Source organism: Flagellimonas aequoris, from assembly GCF_003584165.1.
In the GTDB taxonomy this organism is placed as follows: domain Bacteria; phylum Bacteroidota; class Bacteroidia; order Flavobacteriales; family Flavobacteriaceae; genus Flagellimonas; species Flagellimonas aequoris.
This window is the reverse complement of the sequence record NZ_QXFJ01000023.1, coordinates 279,378-301,067: the sequence shown is the minus strand read 5'-3', so window position 1 is coordinate 301,067 and position 21,690 is coordinate 279,378. Positions and strand designations below refer to the sequence as shown.

Genomic DNA, 21,690 nt, shown 5'->3' with positions numbered 1-21,690 from the left:
AGAAAAGTAAATTGTATTTAGGGGATTAAACCTATTTTTGCAACTCGAAAATAAAAGTGATCAGCATGAACTACAATTTCCGTGAAATTGAAGCCAAGTGGCAGAAGTATTGGGCAGAGCATGAAACCTTTAAGGCTTCTAACCATTCCGATAAACCCAAATTTTATGCATTGTCTATGTTCCCCTATCCTTCGGGGGCAGGATTGCACGTGGGTCACCCGCTGGGCTATATTGCCACGGATATCTATTCGCGTTACAAAAGACATAAGGGTTTCAATGTGTTGCATCCCATGGGGTATGATTCCTTCGGTTTGCCGGCGGAACAGTATGCCATCCAAACCGGCCAGCATCCGGCTATTACTACCGAAAACAACATCAAAAGATATAGGGAGCAGTTAGATCAATTAGGTTTCTCTTTCGATTGGAGCCGAGAAGTGCGTACCTCCAACCCACAATATTATAAATGGACACAATGGATTTTTATCCAATTGTTCCATTCGTGGTACAATAAAACATCCGATAAAGCGGAAAATATCGAAACCTTGGTTTCCGTGTTTGAAAAAGAAGGGAATGCCAATGTGCAAGCTGCTTGTGATGATGACACCCCCATTTTTTCTGCTTCGGAGTGGAACCATTTTTCAGCAAAGGAGAAGCAAGAAATCCTTCTAAAATATAGGTTGACCTATTTGGCGGATACCGAAGTAAACTGGTGTCCGGCTTTGGGGACCGTTTTGGCCAACGATGAGATTGTAAACGGCGTTTCGGAACGAGGGGGACACCCAGTGATCCGTAAAAAAATGACGCAGTGGAGCATGCGCATTACAGCTTATGCCCAGCGTTTGTTGGACGGTCTGGACAACATCGACTGGCCACAACCCTTGAAGGATTCCCAAACCAACTGGATCGGTCGTTCAGAAGGGGCTTCTGTAAAGTTTAAAGTGTTAAATGTTGAGTTAGAAGATGAAAACTCAAAACTCAAAACTCAAAATTTACCATTTGAAATAGAAGTCTTCACCACCCGCCCTGATACCATTTTTGGGGTGAGCTTTATGACCTTGGCCCCAGAACATGATTTGGTGGCCAAAATTACCACGCCAGAACAAAAAGCTGAGGTGGAAGCCTATGTGGAGGCTACCGCCAAACGTTCCGAACGGGATCGTATGGCCGATGTAAAAACGGTTTCCGGCGCCTTTACAGGAGCGTATGCTGAGCATCCATTTACCAAGGAGCCCATTCCGATCTGGATTGGCGACTACGTTTTGGCCAGCTATGGAACAGGAGCCGTGATGGCCGTTCCTTGTGGGGACCAACGCGACTATGATTTTGCCAAACATTACAATTTGGACATCCCCAACATTTTTGAGGGGGTGGATATTTCCGAAGAGGCTTTTGCCGACAAGGCCACGACCATTATCGCCAATTCCGACTTTTTGAATGGACTTTCCTATAAAGAAGCCACCAAAAAAGCCATTGCAGAACTGGAAAAAATAGGTCAAGGCAAGGGGAAAGTGAATTACCGCCTTCGGGATGCGGTGTTCAGCCGTCAACGGTATTGGGGGGAACCTTTCCCCGTGTATTATGTGGATGGGATGCCGCAGATGATCGACTTGGAACATTTGCCGTTGGAATTGCCCGAAGTGGAAAAATACCTTCCCACCGAAACAGGCGAACCGCCCTTGGGCAATGCTACCCATTGGGCTTGGGACCGCCTCAAGGCGGAAGTGGTTAGCAATGATCTTATTGACCATGTTAATGTTTTTCCTTTGGAATTGAACACCATGCCGGGTTGGGCAGGAAGCTCCCAATACTTTAATAGGTATATGGATCCCCGAAACAACGAGACCATTTTCTCCAAGGAAGCCATTGACTATTGGCAAGATGTGGATCTCTACATAGGAGGTAGCGAGCACGCTACGGGCCACTTGTTGTATTCCCGTTTTTGGCAGAAGTTCATGTTCGATATGGGCTATGTGCCCAAGGACGAATATGCCCAAAAGTTGATCAACCAAGGGATGATTACGGGGACTTCAGAATTTGCTAATCAAGCCTCGGTTAATCAAGCGTATGTTTCTGGATATAAGACTGAAAGTGGATCTGAAGGAAAGAGAGCGTCAAATATTATTTTCTTGGTTAAAGAAAACGAAAACGGAGAATTAGATAAGTTTCAGTATTATGGTGAAGATGTGAAATATGTTTTCTTCAGTTCTGATTATGAATATCTTGACGAATACAAAGAAGGAGAATATGCTGTCCCCTATAATCAGGTAATACCTCATCGTTTTGATGTCAATTATGTAGATAACAATATTTTGGATATCGAGGGTTATAGAAAAACCAATGAGTCATATAAGGATTCCATCTTTGTTGTGCCTGGGGGATTTTGGTTGGAAGGCAAATTCACAGAATTGTTTTCCGGGAAATCAAAAGAATTTAAAACATATCCAGAAGTCGAAAAAATGTCCAAATCCAAATACAATGTCGTCAACCCTGATGCTATTTGTGAGGAGTACGGGGCGGATTCCCTTCGGTTGTATGAAATGTTCTTGGGCCCATTGGAGCAATCCAAACCTTGGAACACGGCAGGTATCACTGGCGTATCTTCCTTCTTGAAGAAACTATGGCGTCTATTTGAAACCATCGAGGACAAAGAACCCACCGCGGAACATTTAAAGTCACTGCACAAGACCATCAAGAAGGTACAAGAAGACATCGAACACTTCTCCTTCAATACTTCGGTGTCCAGCTTTATGATCTGTGTGAACGAACTCACGGCCCAAAAATGTACCAGCAAATCCATTTTGGAACCGTTGGCCATTTTGGTATCGCCCTATGCACCCCACATTGCCGAAGAGCTCTGGGAGCGATTGGGTCATACGGAATCCATTGCGGAAGCTCCATTTCCCAAGTTTGAAGGAAAATATTTGGTGGAGAGCACCAAGGAATACCCCATTTCCTTTAATGGCAAGATGCGGTTCAAGTTGGAATTCCCAACGGATATGGACAGTAAGGCTATTGAAGCAGCGGTATTGGCCCATGAAAAGACCCAAGAACAGTTGCAGGGTCGTGCTCCTAAAAAAGTCATTGTGGTCCCCGGAAAGATTGTAAATATCGTGGGATAGTTTTTGGATCTATGAATTGAAGTCCATTTTTATTAAAAATTTTTCACTAAACGTATAAAAAAGCATGCCAATCGGCATGCTTTTTTATTTTTAATGACACATACCCCTAAAAAAATAGGGGTCAAGTCAAATAAAAATTTATTAAAAGAGATTACCCCATTAAAAAAAGGGGTATATATGTTAAAAAACATGTTTTTTGACCACTACCCCCTGCTTTTTGTCGATTTTTTCTGTTCCAGTCTGTTTTTTTTGCTCACCTTTGGGGCAGAAACATTAAAACTTCAAAAAAATGATTGTTGGGGTACCAAAAGAAATCAAGAACAATGAAAACCGGGTTGGGATGACTCCAGCTGGGGTTTTTGAATTGGTAAAGAACAACCACACCGTGTATGTGCAGTCCGGAGCTGGTGAAGGCAGTGGCTTTTTCAATCAGGACTATCAGCGTGCTGGCGCCACTATTTTGGATACTATTGGGCAGGTATACGCCATGAGCGATATGATCGTGAAGGTTAAGGAACCCATTGCCCAGGAATATGATTTGATCCAGAAAGGGCAGATTCTGTTCACCTACTTTCATTTTGCATCCAGCGAAGCGTTGACCAAGGCCATGATCAAAAGCAAGGCGGTATGCATCGCTTATGAAACGGTAGAGGATGAAGACGGGACCTTACCGCTCTTGACTCCCATGTCGGAAGTGGCTGGAAGAATGGCCATTCAACAAGGTGCTAAATTTTTGGAGAAACCCGTAAAAGGTAGGGGCGTGCTTTTGGGAGGTGTTCCCGGAGTGGCGCCAGGCCGTGTTCTCGTTTTGGGAGCCGGTACCGTAGGCATCCAAGCTGCTAAAATGGCAGCGGGACTGGGCGCCCATGTAACCATCATGGACGTGAACATGAAAAGGCTTCGTCAAGTGAACGATATCATGCCCAGCCATGTGGTGACCGAATTTTCCAATGAGTTCAATATCAGAAAACATATACAGACCCACGACCTTATTATTGGTGGCGTTCTATTGAAAGGGGCAAAGGCCCCCAACTTGATCACTAGGGACATGCTCAAGGACATGCGTCCCGGAACGGTAATCGTAGACGTTGCCGTGGATCAGGGAGGATGCGTGGAAACCACCAAACCAACAACCCATGAGGACCCGACCTATATTATTGATGATGTGGTCCATTACTGTGTAGCCAATATGCCAGGGGCAGTGCCTTATACTTCTACTGTTGCCTTGACGAATGTAACACTGCCCTATGTGCTAAAATTGGCGAATATGGGATGGCGTAGTGCCTGCAAGTTGGACAAATCCCTTTCCATGGGACTCAATATTGTTGAAGGTGAGGTGGTCTATAAAGAAATAGCCGAAACCTTCCATTTGCAAGAGCCCGTATTGGTATAACTTACATTTTGTCAGTATATCGACCCTGCCATTATTTGGCGGGGTTTTTGCTTTATAGTAGTATATTTACTAAAAGCAAAAACAGAATAAGCTATGATGACATATTATATATTGATCGGTGCGATAGCCCTGGTCAGCTGGTTGGTAAGCAACCAATTGAAGAGTAAGTTCAAAAAATATTCCCAGGTGCATTTGCGCAATGGGATGAGCGGTGCGGAGATTGCCCAGAAAATGTTGGACGATCATGGTATTCGTGATGTAAAGGTGATTTCCACCCCTGGAATGTTGACGGACCACTATAATCCCAAAAACAAAACGGTAAACTTGAGCGAAGGCGTGTACAGCCAACGTAATGCCGCCGCCGCTGCGGTAGCGGCCCACGAGTGTGGTCACGCCGTGCAACATGCCCAAGCCTATGAGTGGTTGTCCATGAGATCCAAATTGGTGCCTGTGGTGAGTGTCACCTCGGGAATGTCCACGTGGATTGTGTTCGGAGGTATTGCGCTTATGGCAGCTACCGGGGTTACCGGAGGAATCGGTTTTACGATAGCCGTGATTGGTTTGATTATGATGGGATTTGCGACCCTGTTCAGTTTTATAACCCTACCAGTGGAGTACGATGCCAGTAAAAGGGCATTGGTGTGGTTGAAACAAAAGCATATGGTGAGTCAAGAAGAATATGCCGGTGCAGAGGATGCCCTCAAATGGGCGGCAAGGACGTATTTGGTCGCTGCTGTAGGTGCTTTGGCTTCCCTGCTTTACTGGGGACTACAGGTTTTTGGTGGAAGGGACTAAAGAAAGAAGATGTCAATAAAAAAGGGGCCATTTGGCCCCTTTTGTTTTTTTATGCTTTTTGGATAATCTATTCAATCCAATTGGCTACTTGGTTATCGATCATTTGAAGACCCACACCTTCGGTTCCGGTTACGGCGATCATATCCAAAATATCACGGATGGTGTTTTCTTCCTCCACTTGCTCCATTACGAACCAATCCAAGAAACGTTCCGTGGCAATATCACCCAGTTCGCGGGCTTTTTTCACAATATTATGGATGGATTTGGTCACCTTCACTTCGTGTTCCAAAGTATTTTCGAACACATCCACAATGGAGGAATAGTCGTGGTTGATATTGGTCACCTCGGGTGAAATGGGACTTCCACCGGTATCCACCAAAAAATTAAAGATCTTCATCATGTGCTCCCTTTCTTCCTCAGCTTGTTTGAAGAAAAACTTGGCACTGGTAAAAAACCCATTTTGCTCGCACCAAGATGCCATGGCCAAATAGGTGGCAGAGGCATGGGCTTCCATTTTGATCTGGCCATTGAGTAGGTCCATGGACTCCACTTTAATGCTCATGCTTTGTCTTGCTATGTCTTTCATATGAATAGGTTTTTAGTGAGTTGCAATGTTAAAATTACGAATTTTTAACTGCATTACTGCCGAAACCCCTTGATTTAAGGGTAATTTATGATGGAAAAAAGGAAGGGTTTAGACTTCAACGGCTTCGGTAGCAACCGAGAGCCCTAGGGCCACAAATCCGTGTTCCACTAGGTTTTTAAGGTCGATGACCTCCATAGTGTTCAAAATAAAAAGATGCTCTTTGTTGCACAGCAATAAAACTTCGAAACCATGTTTGTTTAGGTCGCCGTCAAAATGAGCTTCTATGGAAATGGAAAGGACCTTGTGCCGAAGCGATAAGAGCTGGCAAAGGGACATGCGAACGGTCTTTTGCCCAAGATCAAGGTAAAAGGCACGCTCATTGGCAGCCTGATGAAGGGAATAATATTTGGACCGATAGATTTCAACCATGGGCCAAATTTAATCTTTATTTAGATTGAATCAAAATATCAAATCTGAATTTGTCGATCAATTTGTTGGTTCAAGGAAATAAAGGTCTCGGTTCGGGATACCCCTTCGATCTGTTGGATCTTTTTGTTGAGGACCTGCATAAGGTGTTCATTATCGCGGCACAATACCTTGATGAGGATGGACCAGTTTCCAGTGGTGTAATGGCATTCCAAAACTTCCGGTATTTTTTCCAATTCCTTTACCGCTCTGGGGTTGGACATGGCCTTGTCCAAAAAGATACCGATGTATGCCATGGTGGTATAGCCCAAAACCCTTGGATTGATAATGAACTTGGAGCCTGCCAAAAGCCCAGAACTTTCCAGTTTGCGGAGTCTTTGGTGAATAGCGGCCCCGGATATCCCAATGTTCCTCGCAATTTCCAAAATAGGTTTACGAGCATCTTCCATGAGGTATCTTAGGATTTTCTTGTCGATACCATCAATCTTTAAGGAATTGTTATTGTTTTTCACCAGTCTGATTTTAATTTGAAGTCAAAGGTATGTAAATTCAATTAAAACCTAACCAGCTACAGAGTCAGGGTTATAGCCCAGATAAGGCACCTGATATTCCTTGAAGTGGATGCCGTATGTTTTTAGTTCGGATAAAATCGGTGCATATACCTCCTTACGAATGGGAATTTGTACCCCAGGTGTCGTAATCTTTCCGTTCAGGATTTGCAGCGTTGCCATGGCAACGGGAAGCCCAACGGTCTTCGACATGGCCGTGTAGGTTCTGTTTTCGCCGATTACCACCATGTTGGCATCGATTTGTTTCTTTTCACCGTTCAGTTCGTAGCCAAACTTATGGTACATCACGATCATATCCTTTTCATCTTCCTGAAGGGTCCAGCTCTCTTCCAAAATGTACTGAAGCATCTGGGCCGGGCTGGCATTTTTCAGTGGAATTTTTCTGGAATGGTCAAATAGGTTCAACTCCAGCAATTTGCCCCACATGATATCATCCTGGTCAATTTTAAGGTAATGTCTCAACTTCAATTCTACTGAATCCGTTGGGGAATAAGGGAGAAAAAGATTTACAAATTCACGATAGGACATGCCTTCTGAATTCTCAATAGAGTAACTGTCGTCAGTCATTCCCAAAATGACGAACATTTGCCAAGCCTTGGAATATCCTACCCTGCGTATGGTTCCCCGGTATAGGGTCAGGGCATCTTGGAGCCCATAGGCTTCACGATAATTCAAGGAATCCCTATTGGCATAGGCTTCAAAAGTGCCATAGCCTTCGATGTCCAGAAATTCCGTTCTTCTAAAAAGCTTTTGGTAAGGGATGTATTTGTAGGTGCCTTCTTGTATAAACTTTGCGGCCCCTCCCTGTCCGGCCAATACCACGTTGCGTGGGTTCCAGGTGAACTTATAGTGCCAAAGGTTGGTATCGCTTGCGGGTGCCACGAGCCCCCCAGTGAAGGATTCGAATAACAACATTTTTCCACCGGCATCCGTGATCCGATCAATGACCTCCATGGCACTCATATGGTCGATGCCAGGATCAAGCCCTATTTCGTTCATAAAAACAAGCCCGTTCTTTTTCACTTGTGCATCCAGTGCCTTTATTTCCTTGCTGATGTATGAAGCGGTAATCAAGTGTTTTTTATAGTGAAGACAATCTTCAGCAACTTTGATGTGTAGGCTGGCCGGCAGCATGGACACTACAATCGATGCTCCTTCTACTGCCTTTTTTCGCTCTTCGTCATTGAAAATATCCAATGTAAATACAGTACAGTTGGGGTGTTCTGCAAATGTTGAGGGTATATTTTCGGGCTTAAGATCGCCAATGTGTATGCGAAGGTTTTCTTCGGTGGATTTTTTTAAAAGATAATCCAAAAGATAGGAGGTCGATTTGCCTGCTCCAATGACCAAAATAGTTCGGACCATAGGTTTTGCGTAATTTTGAAGTTGTAAGATACTAAGGTATCAAATTGTTATATTTATAAAAAAATTACCAAATAAAGTTATGAACAGAACAATTTTGTCAACTGCTGTTTTTATGGGGCTTTTGGCCATCATTCTTGGTGCTTTTGGAGCCCATGGATTGCAAAAATTGGTTGATGCCAGTGCGGTAGAAACCTTCGAGACGGGGGTGCGATACCAAATGTACAATGCTTTGTTCCTACTTTTTTTGGGGCTTTGGACCGGACTCGCCAATAGTTATAAAAAACGCGTTTTTGTTTTGGTGCTCATCGGGGTAATCTTGTTTTCCTTTTCAATCTACCTGCTGGCATTGAACAGTTTAACCGCTTTTGACTTTAAAAGAATCGGATTTTTAACACCGTTGGGAGGTGTTTTCATGATCTTGGGTTGGTTTTTTTTAGGATATTACATTTTGACCAAAAAACCACTCAATTGACCCTTAAATGCTGTACGAAAACGTTATAATTTTCTAGTTTTGTACCAATATTAAAACAAAAACATGAAGGATTCTGCCCAAGTTTCGAAAACGATTTCGTTAAAGTCCTATGGGATACAGCATGACAACATCAATTACCAACTTTCGCCAGAAGAGTTGCATGATATCACCCTAGAAAAAGGAATGGGGAAGGAGGCATCTTCCGGTGCATTGGCGGTGAATACTGGCGAGTTTACGGGAAGATCGCCCATGGACCGTTTTATTGTGAAGGATGCCATTACCGAGGACAAGGTCTGGTGGGGAAACATCAACATCCCTTTTGATAGCGAGAAATTTGATCGGCTTTACAACAAGGTCATTGATTACTTAAACAAAAAGGAACTTTATGTAAGGGACTCGTATGCCTGTGCCGACCCCGATTACAAGCTGAACATTCGGGTCATCAACGAGTATCCGTGGTCCAATATGTTTGCATACAATATGTTCCTTCGACCCACCGAAGACGAACTTGGGCATTTTAAACCGGAGTGGACGGTAGTGAACGCTCCTGGTTTTAAAGCAGATGCGGCGGTGGATGGTACCCGTCAACATAACTTTGCCATCTTGAATTTTTCAAGAAAGATTGCTTTGATAGGCGGAACGGGCTATACTGGCGAAATCAAGAAAGGTATTTTTTCTGCCCTTAATTTTATCCTACCGGTATATAAAAACACGTTACCCATGCATTGTTCAGCAAATGTGGGGCACGATGGGGACACGGCCATTTTCTTCGGGCTTTCAGGAACAGGTAAGACCACCTTGTCCACAGACCCCAACCGAAAGTTGATCGGGGATGATGAGCATGGCTGGACACCTGATAATACCGTATTCAACTTTGAGGGGGGGTGCTATGCTAAGGTCATCGATCTTTGCCAAGAGAACGAACCGGAAATTTATGGGGCCATTAAAAATGGGGCTATCCTTGAAAATGTGATTATGGACGGAAATGGGGTGGTCGATTTTTCAAATACTTCCATTACCCAGAATACAAGGGTGAGCTATCCTATTGACCATATTGAAAATATCCAGGTACCTTCCATAGGTAAAAATGTGAAGAACATCTTTTTCCTTACGGCGGATGCCTTTGGGGTATTACCTCCGATTTCCAAACTGACCCCGGCACAGGCGGCCTACCATTTTATATCTGGCTATACGGCAAAGGTGGCTGGTACCGAAGCGGGGGTAGTGGAACCACAACCTTCTTTTTCGGCCTGTTTTGGTGCGCCGTTCATGCCTTTGCATCCCACCAAATATGCTGAAATGCTGAGTAAAAAGATGATTGAGTCCGGTGTGGACGTATGGTTGGTGAACACGGGATGGACAGGCGGCCCATATGGTGTGGGTACCCGTATGAAACTGAAATATACCCGTGCCATGATTAGTGCCGCGTTAAGTGGGGAACTAGGGCTTTACAGTTATGACAAATACCATATCCATTCCGTATTTGGAGTGGCACAGCCCAGGGAATGTCCAGGTGTTCCCAAAGAAGTGTTGAGTCCCAGGACTACATGGAACAACGATGAGGCTTACTATACAACAGCCTTTAAACTGACGAACGCGTTTCGGGAGAACTTTAAAAAATTCGAGGCTTATGCCAGTGAGGAAATCCGGCGGGGCGGCCCACAACGATATGCTTTTTAAACAAGACGCCCCCGCACTGCGGGGGCGTTCATTTTTTTTTACAGTAAGTTTTTTTACTTGTTCACACTGGTGATGTACTTCTGCAGGGCCATCGTCATGGAGGGTGTCTCCGGTGTCGGCGCCTGAATGTCGATCCTAAGTCCCGCTTCTGTTGCTGCTTTTACAGTACTGTTGCCAAAAACGGCAATACGTGTATTGTTCTGTTCAAAATTCGGGAAGTTCTTCAAAAGGGATTCGATTCCGGAAGGACTGAAGAACACCAGAATGTCATAGTAAACATCTCTAAGATCGGACAGGTCACTGATCACTGTCTTGTAGAAAATACCTCGTTTCCAATCTACGCCAAGCTCGTTCAAAGCTTCTGGCACGGCAGGTTTCAATTGATCGGATGATGGTAGAAGAAATTTTTCGTCCTTGTACTTTTTCATCAACGGGATCAATTCATTGAAAGTCCTTTTGCCCACATAGATTTTTCGTTTTCTGTACACTACATACTTTTGCAGGTAGTAGGCCACGGCCTCCGATTGGCAAAAATATTTCATGGTGTCCGGAACCTTAAAGCGCATCTCCTCGGCAATCCTGAAAAAGTGATCAACAGAGTTTCTGCTGGTCAGGATGATTGCCGTAAAATTGTTCAAATCAATTTTTTGCTGCCTAACATTTTTAGCTTCAACCCCCTCCACATGAATGAACGGCCTAAAATCTACTTTAATTTTTTCCTTTTCGATTAATCTGGAGTACGGGGAATTTTCGACTTTGGGTTCTGGTTGGGAAACCAAAATTGTTTTTACTTTCATAAGTTTTTAAACTTTTAGATAGCTTCCAATTAACACCAAGGGCGCAATTTCGAGTGCGCAAAGGTACAAAATAAAATACACAAAATACGGAAACATGGCTTTTTGATGGTTCTTCAAAAGCTTGATCGTACCAATGCCATTTATTAGGATTATAAAGGAAATGGCCACATATATCATTGCTTTTGAGTTGATTAGGACATAAATCAATAAAATATTGGCCAAGGCAATGACAATGCTGCTGTAGTTGAGATAGGAAGTTTTGCTAAAAATGATACCTAATATAAATTCTTGGTTGTTGAACACATACCCGGTGAATGATTGGAGCAACAATTTTGCAAACTCAAAAAGTGCCAACGCTCCTAAAACGATTAAAAAAGTAAATACAGGATCTCCTTGGGGCATTACATCAAATGCTCGTAGCGCTAAAAAAATGAAAAGTGAAAGATTGAGCAATTGGAAAATGGACATCAAGATGTGGAACCAGTTCAAAAGAGGACCTTTTTTGCTATTGAGCAGCACATATTTATCATTGAACGGAAGGATGATGAAATTCAGGAATTTGGAACTGTACCAGTATTTTCCAATGGCCAGAAGCACCAAACTTGAGAACAAGACCAAGGTCATCCAATCCAAGGAAACGATGCTTTTTTCAATTGGGTTCATTCGCGAATCTTGAAGGGTTGTCCGTTAAGGCCTGGAGGAAGTCCATTTTCGGAAATCCCAATTCTAAAATACACCGGATTTTCCATTTTCGTCAACGGGAGTTCAAAAGAATAGTAAAGGGTATCCTTAGATTTTAGTAGTGCCCGATGAAATTCTTTACCCTTTACCTTTAAGGGAAGCATTTGCTCTACCTGCTTATAGGCATTGGAATAAGAAATAGTGTATTTCAACTCTTCCAAGGGAATATCGAAAGGGTAGGGGTTATATACTTTAAGGTCATAACCAATACCTGTTTCCCTTTTGTTCACTATACATTTTAGACTTCGGTACGACTGAAAATTGTCAATGTAGATACCATGAAATACCGTGCTATCCAAGTGCATGTAAGAGAGGTCTCCACTATTTCGGTATTTGGTCACGTACAAAACTTTTTTGCCCCTCACCTTTTCTTCGGACCCATCTATGGAATATTGGTTTTTCCTGTACATATAGTTGTTCAACGAAATGGCAGGTATCCCCGAGTAAAATTGGTACATGGGAGCGCGTCGATACGAATTTTCAAAAACCACAGGAACGTCACCGGCCTTTTCGTGCAGTTCATTTACCCATTCCTTGTTGCCATGGGTTTCATAGAGTACGGGGAATAAGGGGTGATAGACCAACCAGACTCGCGCATAGAGCAACAAAATCAAGCTAAAGAGACCTATTCGGTACATCCATTTTCTGCTCTTGGCGTTGTCCAACATATAATTGAAAGCAATCACAACCAACGGGATGGTTATCGCAATGGCCCACTGGGCTTGTACCCTTCTATTGAAACTTGAAATGAAAAAGAAAATTATAATTCCATAAACCAGATAGACCAATGCCTTTGAAAATTTATCAGTGGCCCTAAACTTGAACAAGGCGCCATAGACCCAATAGAACAATAGGCCTATGATGACAATCAAATTCAGGAAATACCCCAACGTAAAACCATCAAAGGAATAGGCTTGGTTGGGACGTTCATATAAATGGAAGGTAATGGAAACAAAGTCGTTCTGATAAAGCCAAACAAAATGTGGAATGTAGCAAACCAACGCCAACACCACTGCCAACCACGCTTTTTTGTTGGCAATCAATTTTATATTGGAAAGAAAAACGAACAAAATAACCAGAACGGCGTGGTACTTGCTGTACATCAAGGCGGCCATTACAAGGCCTAAAAGCAAAGTGGTCGGTAGTGATGGATCCTTCAAAAAGCGTTTGTACAACCAGAGGAACAACGCTGTAAAGAATAAAAGAGGGGTATCCGGCAAGGTGAGGAACCCGTAGGCGTTCATCAAGGTAAAGGAGAATACCAACAGAAAGAAATGCACCACATAATCCTTTTTCTTTGGATTGTCGATAAGATCCCATAAAATGACATAAGTGCCCACGGAAAGTACACAGCTCATAAAACGGACACCAAGTTCCCCATCAAAAAGAAAACTGCTGAGCTTGATCAAAAAAGCCACCATCGGGGGATGATCGAAATAACCCCAAGCCATATTTTGTGCATAGTACCAGTAATAGGCCTCATCATAGATGAGTTCCGTAACCGAAGCCTGGATAAGGTTCAACACAAAAAGGATGGCTAACAGAACAAGAAAAAGTTTGGGAAACTTTTGAGACATTAAACGGATTTTTAAGGACCAAAGTTACAAATATTGACCAAGTTGTAAATGCCCTTAGGAGTAGAGGCTTGCGAGGGCAAGATAGAAAAGCGTATTTTTGACGATCTAATCGAATGTGCATGGCAGACGGCTTGGTGATCATACCCACTTTCAATGAGATTGAGAACATTGAGGCCATTGTGAAAACGGTTTTCGACCTCAAGAAGGATTTTCATGTTCTTGTTGTGGATGATAACTCTCCAGATGGTACAGCGGCATGTGTCAGGAGCCTTCAGGAGCAATTCCCTGAAAAATTGTTTTTGGAGGTGCGCAAAGAAAAGTCAGGATTGGGCACGGCCTATATCCATGGTTTTAAATGGGCCTTGGCACATGGTTACGAGTACATTTTTGAGATGGATGCCGATTTTTCCCATCGCCCTGCGGACCTGTCCCGTTTGCATCGGGCCTGTGTCAATGGTGCCGATATGGCCGTTGGTTCACGATACAAAAAAGGGGTAAATGTGGTGAACTGGCCTTTGGCCAGGATATTGCTTTCTTACGGGGCTTCATTTTATGTGAAGTTCATTACGGGGATGAAGGTGCACGATCCCACTGCGGGTTTTGTGTGTTACAGGAGAAAGGTATTGGAGACCATCAATCTGGACAATGTCCGTTTCATTGGCTATGCTTTTCAAATAGAGATGAAATATAGGGCCTACCTGAAAAAATTCAAGATAGAAGAGGTATCCATTATCTTTACCGATAGGATCAACGGAAAATCAAAAATGAACTCGGCAATCATCAGGGAAGCCATATTTGGTGTAATAGCCATGAAATTTAGGAGCATATTCTTTAAAAAGAACTTTTAGCCATGTCAAAAATACTGTTGAAAAATGCCAAGGTCGTCAACGAAAACAGCATTTTTGAAACCGATGTGTTGTTGGAGGGAGATTTCATTTCCCGAATAGATCGGGATATCACTGATTCCCAAGCAAAGGTGATTGACCTGAATGGAGACCTTTTGTTGCCAGGCATTATAGACGATCAGGTACATTTCAGGGAGCCAGGGCTTACACATAAAGGCACCATTGCAACTGAAAGTAGGGCCGCCATTGCGGGCGGTATCACCACTTTTATGGAGCAGCCCAACACCAACCCACAGACTACCACCATAGAAAAGTTGGAGGAAAAAATGGCCATTGCCGCCAAGGATTCCTTTGCCAACTATTCCTTTCTATTTGGGGGAACCAACGACAATCTGGAAGAGTTGAAGCGACTGGACAAGAATGCGTGTTCAGGGGTGAAATTGTTTTTGGGATCTTCCACAGGAAATATGCTGGTAGACAATGAAGCAGTCCTTGAAAAAATCTTCAGTAATACCGAAATGGTGATTTCCGCACATTGTGAGGATGAAGGTACCATACGTGCCAACTTGGCCAAGTACCAGGAAATGTACGGAGATAATATTCCCATAGAACTGCATCCCATCATCCGTAGCGCTGAAGCCTGTTACCTCTCATCATCCAAAGCGATAGCCTTGGCTAAAAGAACGGGGGCCAGATTACATGTATTTCATGTTTCCACAGGAATTGAAACGGAACTTTTCACCAATGTCATTCCCTTGGAAGAAAAGAAAATTACGGCTGAGGTGTGCATCCATCATCTCTGGTTTTCCGATGAGGATTATGCCCAAAAAGGCACCTTGATCAAATGGAACCCCGCCGTAAAGACCAAAGCGGATAGGGAAAAATTGTGGGAAGCACTTTTGGATGACCGCATTGATGTGGTGGCCACCGATCACGCACCGCATACATTGGAAGAAAAGGACAATCCTTATACCAAAGCCCCATCTGGAGGGCCGTTGGTACAACATGCTCTTTTGGCCATGCTCCAAAAGGAATCCGAAGGAATGATCACTTTGGAAAAAATGGTGGAAAAAATGTGCCACAATCCGGCCAAACTCTTTGATATTGACCGACGTGGATTTATCAAGGAGGGATATTATGCGGATTTGGTCCAAGTGGACAGAAATTCCCAAAACGAGGTTAAAAAAGCCAATATTTTATATAAATGTGGATGGTCCCCATTTGAAGGTGTTACTTTTGGGTCCAAGGTTGTCCGTACTTTTGTGAATGGACTTTTAGCCTATGATAACGGCATTTTTGCCACACAGAAAAATGCAAAAAGATTGACTTTTAACAGATAAAGGATGAAAAGGATTGCCGCGGGTTTTTTGGGTCTGTTTTTGATGGTGGGTTGTGCGGAAGAGGTGGTTAAAAAGCCCGAAAACCTTATTCCCAAAGAAAAGATGGCCGATATCCTAAATGATTTGGCCATATTGAATGCATCCACGTCAGCGGCCTCAAACAAGTTTGAAGATTCTGGAATCAATATCATGGAGTTTCTGTACAAGAAGTATGGTATAGATAGTGTTCAATTTTCACAAAGTGATTTGTATTATGCTTCTGTTCCTTTGGAATACCAATCCATTTACGAGAATATAGATGCCAAGTTGGAAGAACGGACCAAAATCATGGAAGAACGTTCCATGAAAAAGAACGATAGCATTCGGAAAGTCAATGAAGCAAGAAAGGATTCCTTGAATGCCAATAAGGATAAAAAAAAGGTGGTTCCTACCAAGCCTTAAACTTGGTGCAACAAAAATCGATGGCCCTATCCAAATCTTCGTATTGAAATCCAAGGGTTTCTTTTAATTTGGAATTGTCGTAAATCTCTTGATGGTAAAGTCCCTTCGCCATATTTTTGGAAAGCCTTCGTCTTTTACCCAGCAAATTACTTCGGAGCCAATCCAATCTCCAAAACATCTCCAAGGAGGAATAGGAAACCTTTTTTAATGGAGGTTCTACTCCCAATTTTGGGGCTATTTTTTGGAACAATTGCCCATAGGTCAAATTTTGGCTCACCAGGATAAATCGTTCCGATTGTATATCGGAATCCATAAGGGAAACCATGGCATTTACCACATCCCCTACCGATACAAAACCGGTACCCCCGGGAATAAAATGCTTTTTGCCTTTGGCAGCGTACGTGAAAAAAGTGCCACTCCCTGACTTCCAAAACCCTGGTCCAATGACCACTCCAGGGTTCACGATGACCACGGACAATCCTTCTTGGGAGCCACGCCAAACTTCTAGTTCCGCATTATATTTTGTAAGGCCATACACGGATGCACTGGCCTCGTTCCATTCATTCTCTTCCGTGGCCTCGTTGCCCTTGACACTAGGGCCAATGGCGGCAATGGAACTCACATAACAGAGTTTTCGAACGCCATATTTAAGGCTAAGGTTCACAATATTGGCCGTTCCTTCCACATTGGTCTTTTCCAATACCTTAAAATCCTTCGGGTCGAAAGAAATCAGAGCGGCACAATGATAGACTTGCTCAATGCCATCGAATGCATTTTCAAGTTCTCCAATATTGGTGATATCGCCCACAACCCAATCGATTTGACCCATCAATTGGTTGGGTTGCCCCGAATAATACCCAAAAACCTTGGAAACTTTTTGCAATGAGTCTTTGGTTCGGTACAGCGACCGGACCTTCTGTCCATTGTTCACCAAGTGGTAAAGTAGGTGCGAACCTATCAATCCAGTGCCTCCTGTAACCAAAATCATGCTGTAAAAATACCTATTTGTGCCGTAATTTTTGAGTCAAGTGCCAAGTTCATTTTATATTTGCAACCATTCAAAAAAACAATCCATGTCTAAGAATTTTGTCCAAGAACTACAATGGAGGGGAATGGTGCATGATGTAATGCCCGGAGCCGAGGAACACCTTATGGAAGAAATGCGTGCCGCTTACGTGGGCATTGATCCCACTGCGGACTCCTTGCACATTGGCCATTTGGTAAGTGTAATGATGTTAAGGCATTTTCAATTGGCGGGTCATAAACCATATGCTTTGGTAGGAGGTGCCACGGGAATGATCGGTGACCCCTCGGGTAAATCGGCTGAACGAAATCTTTTGGATGAAAAAACCTTGAGGCACAACCAAGAAGCGATCAAGTCACAGTTGAGCCGTTTTTTAGATTTTGAAAGTGATGAACCCAATGCCGCTGTCTTGGTGAACAACTACGATTGGATGAAGGATTTCACTTTCCTTGAGTTTATCCGCGATGTGGGAAAACATATTACAGTGAACTACATGATGGCTAAGGATTCCGTGAAAAAGAGACTTTCCGCGGATGCGAAGGAAGGTATGTCCTTTACTGAGTTTACCTATCAGTTGGTTCAGGGGTACGACTTTCTATACTTGTACCAGCACCATGACTGTACGCTTCAAATGGGAGGTAGCGACCAATGGGGGAACATTACCACGGGAACGGAACTTATAAGAAGAATCGGTGGAGGCAAGGGATTTGCCCTTACCTGTCCTTTGATTACCAAAGCGGATGGGACCAAATTTGGTAAAACCGAAGGGGGCAATGTATGGTTGGATGCGGAACGTACCTCGCCCTATAAATTCTATCAGTATTGGTTGAACACTTCCGATGAGGATGCCGAAAAATATATCAAGATCTTCACCTTTTTGACCCAACAGGAGATTGAGGAGTTGGTGGCAGTCCATAAAGAAGCCCCCCACGAGAGGGCATTGCAAAGGAAATTAGCGGAAGAAGTGACCACCATGGTCCATTCCAAAGAAGATTTGGACAATGCCATTAAGGCCAGCGATATCCTTTTTGGAAAATCAACTTCAGAAGACCTGAAAGGATTGAACGAGAAAACCTTTCTGGATGTTTTTGAAGGAGTTCCCCAAGCTCAAGTTTCAAGGGAAGAACTTCAGCCTGGTTTGGATATGATCGGGGCATTGGCCGCCAAGACCAGCTTTTTAAGCTCCAATGGTGAGGCCAGAAGGGAGTTGAAACAAAATTCCATTTCAGTAAACAAGGAGAAGGTCACTGAGGATTACTTGATTACCGAAGCGGATTTGATCAACAACAAATTTGTACTCCTTCAGCGGGGCAAGAAGAATTACTTTGTTCTGGTAGTAGACTAGAGAGGTTCAGAGTACCATCAAATTGCAACCTCTAATATCGGAACTGTCGAACCTTCCCAAAACTTCAAAGGAACCATCCGAATAGGTTTTGCCCAGATCTTGGGTGGCTATGAAGGAACAGGAATATACATTGGCGAGGTCTATAATATTGATTCCCCCTGTTTTCCCCATAGCTTGAAGGCTCAAGGGATCTTCGGTATCGCGTGTCACGATTTTCATCCAGGGAGGCGTTTCAAAAATTCCATTTCCCTTGGAATAGGCTTGGGACAACAGTTCGGTCATCCCATATTCGGAATGGATGGAAGGGACACCAAAGGCATTTGTGAGAATTCCATGAAGCTCTTCCCTGATCAATTCTTTTCGGCGACCTTTCATGCCCCCTGTCTCCATGATGATAGTGTTATCCAGTTTCATCGGGAATTGTTCCGCCAAATCTAATAAGGCAAAGGACACCCCGATCAATAGCGTTTTGGTTCCCCTTTTTTCCAATTCCAATAGTTTTTGATGAAGGGCTTCCAGGTCATAGAGGTAGAACCCACTATCAGGATGGTGGCTACGGGCCACCATCTCGTTGACCATATAGACCAAAGAGGATCCCTTCCGCTCCAAGTAGGCGGGTAACAGGGCAAGGATACAATATTCTTCCACTGGGCCATAAAAAAGCGAAAAACCTTTTAGAAAACTTTCTTCATATAGTGATAGATCGGGAACCAAGTGTTTGCTGGTTGAACTTTGGGTGGTACCACTACTTTCAAAAATAGCCTGGGGTGCTTCCGAAGAGGAAATGACCTTGTGGGTCTTGAAAAATTCTATAGGTAAAAAAGGGATGTCCAAAAAGGGACCAACTTGGGAAGGAGGTTTATCCAAAAGGTCGCAAAACGTTTTATAAATGGTATTATGGTGGTATTGAAACCTGAATAGTTCCCATGCCATGGCCTCAAATTCATCTGAATTGGCAATGGAGAAAATCCGATCTGTGGCTATTGGGTGCATTGATGGGCAAAATTACCCAAAAAAAAAGCCCCTTGGATAAAGGAGCTTAAAAGATCTTGTTATTTCACGACCAGCTTTCGGGTCATGGTCTTCTTGTCCTCTGTTACCTGGAGTACATACACTCCGGGGACAAGTCGGGAAATATCCAATGTATTGGTGGTAATCCTATCCGTTAAAACAACCTCTCCGAAAACATCATAGATTTTGATATCCTTGGAGCCATTGGATTCTGTCGTAATGTAGACTTCATCCCCATAGGCCGGATTAGGGTACATTTTAAAACCCTTGAGTTCCTGTATGGGCTCAGTGTTTATGCTGACCAACTCCTGACCGTAAGTAAGTATGGGTAAAGCCATAAGTAAAATAAAGTAGAGTTTCTTCATGTAAGCTGATTTGGGGTAAATGCGCAATGTAAAAGTAGGCAAACAGCTACTTAAGACCCATTATTTGTTGTGAAACGGATGATTGTGTTGGGAAACGTTTGAATTTTGTGGTCTAGGGAAGGGAAAAAAAGGCTATTTGATGATTAACTTTCTGGTAGCCACCTTGTTGTTCTCAAAAACGCGTAAGATATAGACCCCTTTGTCCAAGCTGGAAAGGTTGAGTTCCTTGCCCAAAATGGTGGTCTCCAAAACCTGGGTACCAAGCACATCAAAAACCAAGATTTTTTTTGGGGAATTCAGTGAAGTTTCGATATAGACCTTGCCTTGGGTAACAGGGTTGGGATAAAGCTTAAACCCGTCAATATCCGCACTGCCCCTGGCATTTTCCTGAGAAAATCCGAAGGCACATACAAAAAAGAACATGACTAGGTAAAAGTGCTTCATACGTTAATGGTTGCAAACGCTGTGCCACAAATATAAAAAAAATGCAACGCGAATGTGGAACCATTTGACGAATAGGGGGTTACTTTTCGACGAAATGCAAAAAAGAAGCCCCCGAACTATCGGGGGCTCTATATTTTAAAGGGCTTAATTCTTAGTTGACACCAACTGTCCAGCCAGTTCCCCAAGAAGCGAAATCAGTTCCAGTACCGTTTCCAATACCTGTTACCAAATCAGCTTCGGCAACACCTCCATCAATCTCAGTGTTTGCACCAACATTAGTAAAGGTTACATCAGTAAAGGTAAGGGTGTCATCAGTAATGTTTTGGGATGTTGGAGTACCAGCATCGTCATCGTCTACAGAAATACCAGTGGCCTTACCAATAATTTCTATATTGCTAAAAGTACCTTGTGTACCGGCACGAAGCAAAAATCCTCTTGTACTGTCGGAAGTGCTCTCACTCACAATGGTAACATTGGAAACCGTTGGGTTGGAGAAAGTACCGGTTGCATTGGTATAATCGGTATTGAATCCATCACACTCGAAAGCTTCGTCACCAATTCCATCACCTTGGATTACATAAGCGTCAGTAACAGATCCAGAGAAGCCCTCGGTCCAATCGATGGAGTCATCGGCAGCATTGACAACCAATACATACCTAACATCCACGGTACCACCGAAGAATTCCAAACCATCATCATCTCCTTCCAATGCCTCGATGTACTCCACGATGGTTCCATTTCCAACACCATAGAATGAAAATCCGTTGTTTTCAGATTGTCCATCAGCTGCACCACCGGAGTATTCTACCCTTACATACCTTAAAATACCTGAGTTGTCATCAGACTGGTTTCCTCCGTAGGGAAGGTTTCCGATTTCTGATGTAGAAGTAGCGGTACCCGTAACAGAGTTTATAGGAGCCCTTCCCAAAAGGATCAAACCTCCCCAGTCACCAGCAGATGGGTTGCTAGCTGCGGAAGTAAATACGATTGGATTGGCAGCATTACCATCGGCAATAATCTGGGCACCTTGGGAAATGGCTAGATAAACACTGGTACCAGCGGCTTGAGCCTTAATAGTTGTACCGGCGGGAATGGTAAGTGTAGTTCCGCTTGCCATAATTGTGGAACCGGTTAGGATATAATTCTTTCCGGTCTCCAAGGTCAAGTCCTCGGTGTAAACCCCACTAAGTCTTACTTCGGTTTCTTCCGAAGAGCCACCTGTTGTGGTGGTGTTGTTCGTAACACTGTTATCGTTGATAACAATATCTGCGGTATCGTCGGCTTCACAAGCAATAAACAAAGCAGCGGCTATACCTAAAAATAAAAACTTGTTTTTCATCTGTTTAAGTTTAAAA

At 43.4% G+C, this 21,690-nt stretch carries 21 protein-coding genes; 9 read left to right on the top strand and 12 right to left on the bottom strand.

Annotated elements, in window-relative coordinates:
• Nucleotides 1–65: 65 nt before the first annotated feature.
• The 3 genes from D2U88_RS10000 to D2U88_RS09985 all read left to right on the top strand — a co-directional run bounded on the left by D2U88_RS10000 (nt 66) and on the right by D2U88_RS09985 (nt 5,307).
• Entirely contained in the window at nt 66–3,119 is a 3,054-nt protein-coding gene (locus D2U88_RS10000) for a leucine--tRNA ligase (protein WP_119640399.1), read from the top strand.
• A 289-nt stretch (nt 3,120–3,408) separates the two neighbouring features.
• Nucleotides 3,409–4,512, top strand: a complete 1,104-nt coding sequence (gene ald, locus D2U88_RS09990) for an alanine dehydrogenase (protein ID WP_119640395.1) — start codon at nt 3,409–3,411, stop codon at nt 4,510–4,512.
• A 93-nt stretch (nt 4,513–4,605) separates the two neighbouring features.
• The gene (locus D2U88_RS09985) at nt 4,606–5,307 is read left to right on the top strand and encodes a zinc metallopeptidase (protein ID WP_119640393.1); all 702 of its coding nucleotides are present in this window, start codon (nt 4,606–4,608) and stop codon (nt 5,305–5,307) included.
• Between the two features lie 67 nt (nt 5,308–5,374).
• Here D2U88_RS09985 and D2U88_RS09980 read toward each other — a convergent pair whose 3' ends face one another.
• From D2U88_RS09980 to D2U88_RS09965, 4 genes are all read right to left on the bottom strand, one after another.
• On the bottom strand, nt 5,375–5,893 hold the full coding sequence (locus D2U88_RS09980) for a ferritin (protein WP_119640391.1): 519 nt from the start codon (nt 5,891–5,893) through the stop codon (nt 5,375–5,377).
• A gap of 108 nt (nt 5,894–6,001) precedes the next feature.
• Nucleotides 6,002–6,322: a hypothetical protein gene (locus tag D2U88_RS09975; RefSeq protein WP_119640389.1), complete on the bottom strand. Its 321-nt coding sequence runs from the start codon at nt 6,320–6,322 to the stop codon at nt 6,002–6,004.
• 38 nt (nt 6,323–6,360) lie between these two features.
• Entirely contained in the window at nt 6,361–6,831 is a 471-nt protein-coding gene (locus D2U88_RS09970) for an Lrp/AsnC ligand binding domain-containing protein (RefSeq protein ID WP_119640387.1), read from the bottom strand.
• 48 nt (nt 6,832–6,879) lie between these two features.
• Entirely contained in the window at nt 6,880–8,253 is a 1,374-nt protein-coding gene (locus D2U88_RS09965) for a saccharopine dehydrogenase family protein (RefSeq protein WP_119640385.1), read from the bottom strand.
• A 79-nt stretch (nt 8,254–8,332) separates the two neighbouring features.
• On the opposite strand from D2U88_RS09965, the gene D2U88_RS09960 reads away from it, so the two are divergent.
• Nucleotides 8,333–8,725, top strand: a complete 393-nt coding sequence (locus D2U88_RS09960) for a DUF423 domain-containing protein (RefSeq protein WP_119640383.1) — start codon at nt 8,333–8,335, stop codon at nt 8,723–8,725.
• Between the two features lie 63 nt (nt 8,726–8,788).
• Entirely contained in the window at nt 8,789–10,405 is a 1,617-nt protein-coding gene (gene pckA, locus D2U88_RS09955; RefSeq protein ID WP_119640381.1) for a phosphoenolpyruvate carboxykinase (ATP), read from the top strand.
• Nucleotides 10,406–10,458: 53 nt separating this feature from the next.
• Here pckA and D2U88_RS09950 read toward each other — a convergent pair whose 3' ends face one another.
• The 3 genes from D2U88_RS09950 to D2U88_RS09940 are packed head-to-tail and all read right to left on the bottom strand — an operon-like array spanning nt 10,459 to nt 13,520.
• Nucleotides 10,459–11,202 carry a uroporphyrinogen-III synthase gene (locus tag D2U88_RS09950; protein WP_119640379.1) on the bottom strand — a complete coding sequence of 248 codons (744 nt, stop codon included), beginning with the start codon at nt 11,200–11,202 and terminating at the stop codon, nt 10,459–10,461.
• A gap of 6 nt (nt 11,203–11,208) precedes the next feature.
• A complete protein-coding gene (locus D2U88_RS09945; protein ID WP_119640376.1) occupies nt 11,209–11,865 on the bottom strand; it encodes a DUF4271 domain-containing protein in 657 nt (218 codons plus the stop codon).
• On the bottom strand, nt 11,862–13,520 hold the full coding sequence (locus D2U88_RS09940; protein ID WP_119640374.1) for a glycosyltransferase family 39 protein: 1,659 nt from the start codon (nt 13,518–13,520) through the stop codon (nt 11,862–11,864). Before D2U88_RS09940 ends, D2U88_RS09945 begins: the two co-directional genes overlap by 4 nt.
• Nucleotides 13,521–13,639: 119 nt before the next feature.
• Between D2U88_RS09940 and D2U88_RS09935 the strand changes: the two genes are divergently transcribed.
• The 3 genes from D2U88_RS09935 to D2U88_RS09925 are packed head-to-tail and all read left to right on the top strand — an operon-like array spanning nt 13,640 to nt 16,146.
• Nucleotides 13,640–14,368 (top strand): polyprenol monophosphomannose synthase, encoded by a 729-nt coding sequence (locus D2U88_RS09935; RefSeq protein ID WP_119640372.1) that lies wholly within the window; start codon nt 13,640–13,642, stop codon nt 14,366–14,368.
• Between the two features lie 2 nt (nt 14,369–14,370).
• Nucleotides 14,371–15,705: a dihydroorotase gene (locus D2U88_RS09930; protein ID WP_119640370.1), complete on the top strand. Its 1,335-nt coding sequence runs from the start codon at nt 14,371–14,373 to the stop codon at nt 15,703–15,705.
• A 3-nt stretch (nt 15,706–15,708) separates the two neighbouring features.
• Nucleotides 15,709–16,146 carry a DUF4296 domain-containing protein gene (locus D2U88_RS09925; protein WP_119640368.1) on the top strand — a complete coding sequence of 146 codons (438 nt, stop codon included), beginning with the start codon at nt 15,709–15,711 and terminating at the stop codon, nt 16,144–16,146.
• On the opposite strand, the gene D2U88_RS09920 is transcribed toward D2U88_RS09925, so the two are convergent.
• The gene (locus tag D2U88_RS09920; protein WP_119640366.1) at nt 16,133–17,134 is read right to left on the bottom strand and encodes an NAD-dependent epimerase/dehydratase family protein; all 1,002 of its coding nucleotides are present in this window, start codon (nt 17,132–17,134) and stop codon (nt 16,133–16,135) included. The two genes, D2U88_RS09925 and D2U88_RS09920, sit on opposite strands and share 14 nt — an antisense overlap.
• An 85-nt stretch (nt 17,135–17,219) precedes the next feature.
• Between D2U88_RS09920 and tyrS the strand changes: the two genes are divergently transcribed.
• Entirely contained in the window at nt 17,220–18,515 is a 1,296-nt protein-coding gene (gene tyrS / locus D2U88_RS09915; protein WP_119640363.1) for a tyrosine--tRNA ligase, read from the top strand.
• A 6-nt stretch (nt 18,516–18,521) separates the two neighbouring features.
• Here tyrS and D2U88_RS09910 read toward each other — a convergent pair whose 3' ends face one another.
• The 4 genes from D2U88_RS09910 to D2U88_RS09895 all read right to left on the bottom strand — a co-directional run bounded on the left by D2U88_RS09910 (nt 18,522) and on the right by D2U88_RS09895 (nt 21,674).
• The gene (locus tag D2U88_RS09910; protein WP_119640360.1) at nt 18,522–19,508 is read right to left on the bottom strand and encodes a long-chain-fatty-acid--protein ligase; all 987 of its coding nucleotides are present in this window, start codon (nt 19,506–19,508) and stop codon (nt 18,522–18,524) included.
• 59 nt (nt 19,509–19,567) lie between these two features.
• A complete protein-coding gene (locus D2U88_RS09905; protein ID WP_119640358.1) occupies nt 19,568–19,891 on the bottom strand; it encodes a T9SS type A sorting domain-containing protein in 324 nt (107 codons plus the stop codon).
• Between the two features lie 132 nt (nt 19,892–20,023).
• Nucleotides 20,024–20,335 (bottom strand): T9SS type A sorting domain-containing protein, encoded by a 312-nt coding sequence (locus D2U88_RS09900; protein WP_119640355.1) that lies wholly within the window; start codon nt 20,333–20,335, stop codon nt 20,024–20,026.
• Between the two features lie 151 nt (nt 20,336–20,486).
• A complete protein-coding gene (locus D2U88_RS09895; protein WP_119640352.1) occupies nt 20,487–21,674 on the bottom strand; it encodes a multidrug transporter in 1,188 nt (395 codons plus the stop codon).
• Between the last annotated feature and the right edge of the window lie 16 nt (nt 21,675–21,690).